The organism is Morganella sp. HMSC11D09 (assembly GCF_001807955.1).
Taxonomy (GTDB): domain Bacteria; phylum Pseudomonadota; class Gammaproteobacteria; order Enterobacterales; family Enterobacteriaceae; genus Morganella; species Morganella morganii.
Window position 1 is genome coordinate 89748 of sequence record NZ_KV791691.1, and the last position, 6025, is coordinate 95772.

Here is a 6025-nt window from a genome sequence, read left to right on the forward strand (position 1 = left end):
CTGTTATGCGGCGTTTTTAGCGGCCTGCTTTGTTAATTCACGGGCACGGAAGAATGCAATCACACCGAAAATACCCACGATATAGCCCACACCACCGAGAATATTCTGCAGATAGATTTTATTCTTCAGCTGGTCAATATCCTGGCGGATCTGAATATAACCGGAAGAGGAATCACTGCTGCCGGTGTTAGCTGAGGCGGAAATAACCGGAACTTCCGTTTCCACTTTGTGCCCTTCATCACCTTCAACATAGAGAATATAATCACCGGTCGCCGGGACTTCGATTTTAAAATACCCTTTTTCATCGGTCTTTCCGGATATTTCATCATCTTCGTGGCCTTTCAGATACGTACCGACATAAGTATCTTTTGCCGGAGACATATCAGAATAATAAGACTGGCCGCTGATCACATTCCCTTCCAGCTGTGCAACCACATGCATGGAGTGAGCTTGTGCTGTTGTTGCCAACAGCACCCCGTTAATCAGTAAAATGGCAAATAAATAAACAGATTTCATAACGTTTAATTACTCAGCGTCAAAAGATAAAACATATTCCAGCTGCTGGAACCCGTACTCTTTATTATCCGGTGTATCCAGTTTGTATTCGGCGTAAACTTTATTGGCACCTTTTTCAGCTTTGAATTTTGCCAGGCCGTCTTTGTTGGTCAGCACTCCCGGGTCTTCTTCGCTTTTGGCGATTTTCATGCCTTCCAGCGGCTGACCATCTTTCAGGGCTTTGATCTCAAACTCCTGACCGGCCACCGGTTTGGTCATCGGTACCAGCTCATAAGGGGTGTTAAAGACTTTTGTAGCGTTGTCATCCCACTTAACGATATTTTTGCTGAATTTAATCGGGTTCTTGCTGAACTCTGCATCCGGTACTTCAATTTTATTTTTCTCAACGGTGCGGCCATTCTTTAATTTACTCCAGACACCGTTGTCGTAACCTAATAATATAATGGATGCACTCTCAGGCATGACAAAGTAAGCTTCGCCATCTTTAAAGGTGGTACTGACGGTTTCCACTTTACCGTCAGGCATTACAGCCTGAACCGGTTTTAATTTATTTTCCGGATATTTTTCTGTCGGATTATGACCAAAACGGACAACATAATCAGAGCCGTCAGTTTGTTCAATCCAAATATTGTGCGCATTTGCCTGAAAACTACCAAATAACAGGGCGGCTGAAATTAACGTCATTTTCTTCAGAGACATAAAAATACCTTTCGATTAAGTTGCGGGATTATTTACGGCCGAGTATAGATGAGTGAAAATGAAAATAAGACCTTAAATTCAGAAGAATAATTAATATCAGGAATAGCTCACAGTAAATTGTTAAATATTTATTTACCGCAAACGTTTTTTTTAATGGTCTTGGGCGGGTTGTTAATCTATTGCGTGAGGGTTATTTTTTGTCTCTGAAATGTTATGAGTGTAATGAATATTCGTTGAATGAATATTTACAGGATTTAAATGTCACTTTATGATGTATTTTTCACCGTTTATCAGCGGGCTCAGTGGATCATTCTGATGAATCAAGAAAACCGGGGCGCCAGCCGGAGATCATAAAGAAATAATTGATATAAACTCATAAAGTAAAAAAGTTCCTGATCAACGATCAAGAACTTTCCGGGGAAACACGTAACAACTTATCCGCGCCGGATCAACAAAACGCCGCTTTCCATGTGCGGGGTGTACGGAAACTGATCAAACAGCGCCAGCCGCACGACATCATGTGTCTGGTTCAGTGTTTCCAGATTTTCACATAATGTTTCCGGATTACAGGAAATATACAGAATCCGCTCGTAGCCCTGAACCAGTTTAACGGTTTCCGCATCCAGTCCGCTGCGCGGCGGATCGACAAATATGGTATTACATTCATAAGAGGACAGATCAATTCCCGCCAGGCGGTTAAATTCACGCGCGCCCTGCATCGCCTGTGTGAAGTCTTCCGCGGACATACGGATAATCTGCACATTATCGATATGGTTAGCATCGATATTATATTGCGCGGCAGCCACTGACGGTTTGGCGATTTCGGTTGCCAGCACGCGGCGGAAATTACGCGCCAGCGCCAGTGAGAAATTACCGTTACCGCAATACAGCTCCAGCAAATCGCCCTGTGAACCTTCTGTCGCGGCAAGTGCCCACTCCAGCATATGAATATTGACCGCTGCATTCGGCTGCGTGAAGCTGTTTTCAACCTGGCGGTAAATCATCTCTTTACCTGCGACCGGTAAAACTTCATCAACATAATCATTATCCAGCATGATTTTTGTTTTAGAGGCACGGCCAATCAACTGTAAATCAAAACCCTGTGACTGCAATTGTGCCCGTAATGTTTTAGCGGCCTCTGTCCAGCTGTCATCGAGTTTTTTATGATAGAGCAGGGAAACAATAATTTTGTTGCTGCGTGTCGACAGATAATCAATCTGAAAAAGTTTATGACGCAGAAGATGAGTCTGTTTCAGTAACGGCAAAATGGCCTGCATCATGTCATTAATCAGCTGGCTTGCGGCCGGGAAGGTATCAATCCGGATACGCTGTTTGGTCTGCTGATCAAACATGATATGCCAGAGGTCATCCCCTTCATGCCAGATACGGAATTCGGCGCGCATCCGGTAGTGTGAAACTGGTGACGCAAATACGTGAGCATCCGGTGCCTGAAAAGGCTGCATCATTGTTTGCAGACTTCTTACCTTCTCCGCAAGTTGTTCTTCATAATTTTCAATAGGTAACGTGTTATGCATGGCGCGTCGATCCGTTTTGCTGATCACAAAAATTGTTCGTGTGTTTATGAATAAAGTGTCCCGCCCGACAATTCAGATATCTTACTCTGGACAGGTTTTAAAACCGGATCGTAGCATGATAATTCGGTTTCTTCATAAGAATGAAAAGGGAATCCGGTGAAATTCCGGAACTGGCGCGCAGCGGTAATGGTAAAAGCAACACGATGACACTGTTATAAATGACGGGAAGTCGTTGCGGGGAATAACGTAGTACCCTCCTGAGTCCGAAGACCTGCCGAAGATTTGTCGTCCGTCCTGCTGACGCTACAAAGCAGACGGGTGGCATCCTCTTTATATATATGTGGGTGCTCAGGAAAAAATGAAAATGACCTCGCCTTATGCGCTGTCCGCTGTCGGACTGGCCGTGTTTTCCGCGTTATCGTTTAGCGCTTCTGCTAATACTAATGATGATCAGATAATTGTTTCTGCTAACCGCTTCCAGCAGCCGGTTTCGTCCGTGCTGGCGCCGGTAACCGTTGTGACCCGTGAAGAGATAGATAAGTGGCAGTCGAATTCTGTCGTCGATATTCTGCGCCGGTTACCGGGGGTGGATGTTACACAGAGTGGCGGTCTGGGTCAGAACAGTACAATTCGCGTCCGTGGCACGGAGGCAAAGCATTTGCTGGTTCTGATTGATGGCGTCCGGTTGAATAACGCTGGTATTACAGGTGAGCCGGATTTAAATCAGTTCCCAGTTGCTCTGGTTCAGCGGGTGGAATTTATCCGTGGCCCGCGTTCTGCCGTTTATGGCTCTGATGCCATCGGTGGTGTGCTGAATATAATTACTATCCGCGATGATATCGGCTCAAATATCACAGCGGGTATTGGTTCACACGGCTATCAGAATTATACCGGAACCATTCAGCAGCAGATCGGCGAAAATACGAGGGTCACTGCTGCGGGAGCATATACCTACTCCAAAGGTTTCGAAATTCGTAATGACTATGATGGCTATTACACACCTAGCGGCCGTGATTATGGGTTCATGAATAAAACATATTGGCTGGACGTCAATCATAAGCTGAATGAGCAGTTTTCAGTATATGGCCGAGCTTATGGATATGATAATCGCAGCAAATACTTTGCAATGAAATCAGCAGAGTGGTCGCGACCGGAAGATCCTGCGAATGACCGCCGCGAGCTGGAAAACCGCACGTATGATGCAGGCGTAACTTTTAATCAGGATGATTACTCCTCCCAATTGCTCATGAGCTACAGTAGGGTCAAAGATTACAACTATGATAACCGTTACGGGCGTTATGAAAAAAGTGCAACATTAGACAATTCAAAACAGTATTCAGTCCAGTGGGGTAACAATTACCGTGTGGGCTATGGCAGTATCAACGCTGGGGTTGATTATCAGAAACAGGAAACAGAACCGGGTACAGCGCTTACCGCAGAAAGTAAATCCGTCTCTGATACTGGGTTATATCTGACTGCACAACAGCAGATTGATAATTTTATTTTGGAAGGGGCAGTACGCTCTGATCATCATTCTCAATTCGGATGGCATACAACCTGGCAGACAAGTGCTGGCTGGGAATTTATTGATGGATATCGTGTCATCGGTTCTTATGCAACAGGTTTCAAAGCGCCGACATTAGGTCAGCTTTATGCGGATACAGTATTTGATGGCGGAGGAATATTGAAAGGAAATTCAAATCTGAAGCCTGAAGAAAGTGAACAGTGGGAACTAGGTCTGGAGGGTGATACCGGACCATTGTCATGGAAATTATCCGGTTATCGTAATGAGATCAAAAACCTCATCGAATATGATATCGGTATGGTCAGTACATACAGTAACCGCAGCAAGGCTGAGTTCAAAGGTTTGGAATGGGTCGGTGAGATGGATACGGGCATTTTCCACCATCAGCTGACTTATCAGTATCTGGATGCAAGAAATAAAGATACTAATGAACGATTAGATCGCAGGGCAAGACAGCAGGTAAAATACCAGTTGGACTGGGTGATTACTGATGTTGATATGGGCGTGACATATCAGTATATCAGTCAGCGGGCAGATAAGTTTTATAACGACAAAACCTATAAAACTGAAAGTGTATCGTTGGGTGGAACAAGTGTTTTTGATATCACAGCTGCATATCCGATCACTGACCATCTGACAATTCGTGGTAAAGTAGCTAACCTGTTTGATAAAGACTACGAGACTGCGTATGGCTATCGAACCGCTGGCCGCGAATACTTCCTTACAGGAAGCTACAACTTCTGATCCGAAAACCCGCCCGACAGTGCTGCTGTTTGACTCCGGCATGGGCGGTTTATCTGTCTATCAGGAAGTAAGACAATTACTTCCTGATCTCCACTATATATATGCATTCGATAATGAGGCATTTCCTTACGGTGAAAAAACCGAAGCCTTTATTGTCGAACGTGTGACTAAGATTGTCCGTCAGATTGCTCAGCAGCATCCGCTGGCAGTGATTGTCATTGCCTGCAATACCGCAAGCACTATTACGCTGCCTGCACTGCGTGCAATGTCTGATATTCCGGTGGTCGGCGTGGTTCCGGCGATTAAACCGGCAGCGAAACTGACACGCAACGGCTTGGTCGGGCTGCTGGCAACGCGGGCAACGGTAAAACGGGCTTACACCCGGGAGCTGATTGACCGGTTTGCTTCTGAGTGTCAGGTATCACTATTGGGGTCGGCGGAGCTGGTCGAACTCGCAGAGCGCAAGCTGTATGGTGAGGCGATTCCGGCGGGTGCCCTGGAAACAATCCTTGCGCCGTGGCGGAATATGAAAGAGCCGCCTGACACAGTAGTTCTGGGATGCACTCACTTCCCGCTGATTGCCGAAGAATTGAAATCGGCATTACCGGATGGCACCCGGCTGGTGGACTCCGGGGCGGCGATTGCCCGCCGCGTGCAGTGGTTAATCAATAACAGTGAGAAACCTCATCACTTAACTGCAGAAAAAAATGTGGCGTATTGCATGCGGGATGATGAAACGACACAGAAATTACAGCCTGTTTTGCAGCAATTGGGACTCGAATCGCTGAAAAAACTAACGATTACAGGATGATTTGCTGCATTAATCAGCAGTCAGCACATTTTTATAAATTACCCCTTGCGGTCAGATGAAAACTCCCTATAATGCGCATCCGTTGTCACAGCACAGAACGCGAAGTCTGCTGAGATAACAAGGTGAAAAGTCTGAAAATAAATACTTGACACCAAATGAGGAAAGCGTAATATACGCAGCCTCGCAACAACGCAG

5 protein-coding genes and 1 riboswitch are annotated in these 6025 nt (G+C 45.7%); of the genes, 2 read left to right on the plus strand and 3 right to left on the minus strand.

Annotated elements, in window-relative coordinates; genetic code table 11:
* Positions 1–3 precede the first annotated feature (3 nt).
* From HMPREF3119_RS10005 to trmA, 3 genes are all read right to left on the minus strand, one after another.
* Entirely contained in the window at positions 4–516 is a 513-nt protein-coding gene (locus HMPREF3119_RS10005) for a nickel ECF transporter (RefSeq protein WP_004904707.1), read from the minus strand.
* A 9-nt stretch (positions 517–525) separates the two neighbouring features.
* Positions 526–1215, minus strand: a complete 690-nt coding sequence (locus HMPREF3119_RS10010; RefSeq protein ID WP_070579580.1) for a DUF4198 domain-containing protein — start codon at positions 1213–1215, stop codon at positions 526–528.
* A 434-nt stretch (positions 1216–1649) separates the two neighbouring features.
* A complete protein-coding gene (trmA, locus tag HMPREF3119_RS10015) occupies positions 1650–2750 on the minus strand; it encodes a tRNA (uridine(54)-C5)-methyltransferase TrmA (protein WP_004237997.1) in 1101 nt (366 codons plus the stop codon).
* 107 nt (positions 2751–2857) lie between these two features.
* A riboswitch (cobalamin riboswitch) is annotated at positions 2858–3044 on the plus strand.
* 64 nt (positions 3045–3108) lie between these two features.
* Here trmA and btuB point away from each other — a divergent pair.
* Together btuB and murI are read left to right on the plus strand one after the other, a co-directional pair.
* Positions 3109–5019, plus strand: a complete 1911-nt coding sequence (gene btuB, locus HMPREF3119_RS10020; RefSeq protein WP_070579583.1) for a TonB-dependent vitamin B12 receptor BtuB — start codon at positions 3109–3111, stop codon at positions 5017–5019.
* On the plus strand, positions 4964–5830 hold the full coding sequence (murI, locus tag HMPREF3119_RS10025; protein ID WP_004237999.1) for a glutamate racemase: 867 nt from the start codon (positions 4964–4966) through the stop codon (positions 5828–5830). Before btuB ends, murI begins: the two co-directional genes overlap by 56 nt.
* Positions 5831–6025: the final 195 nt, after the last annotated feature.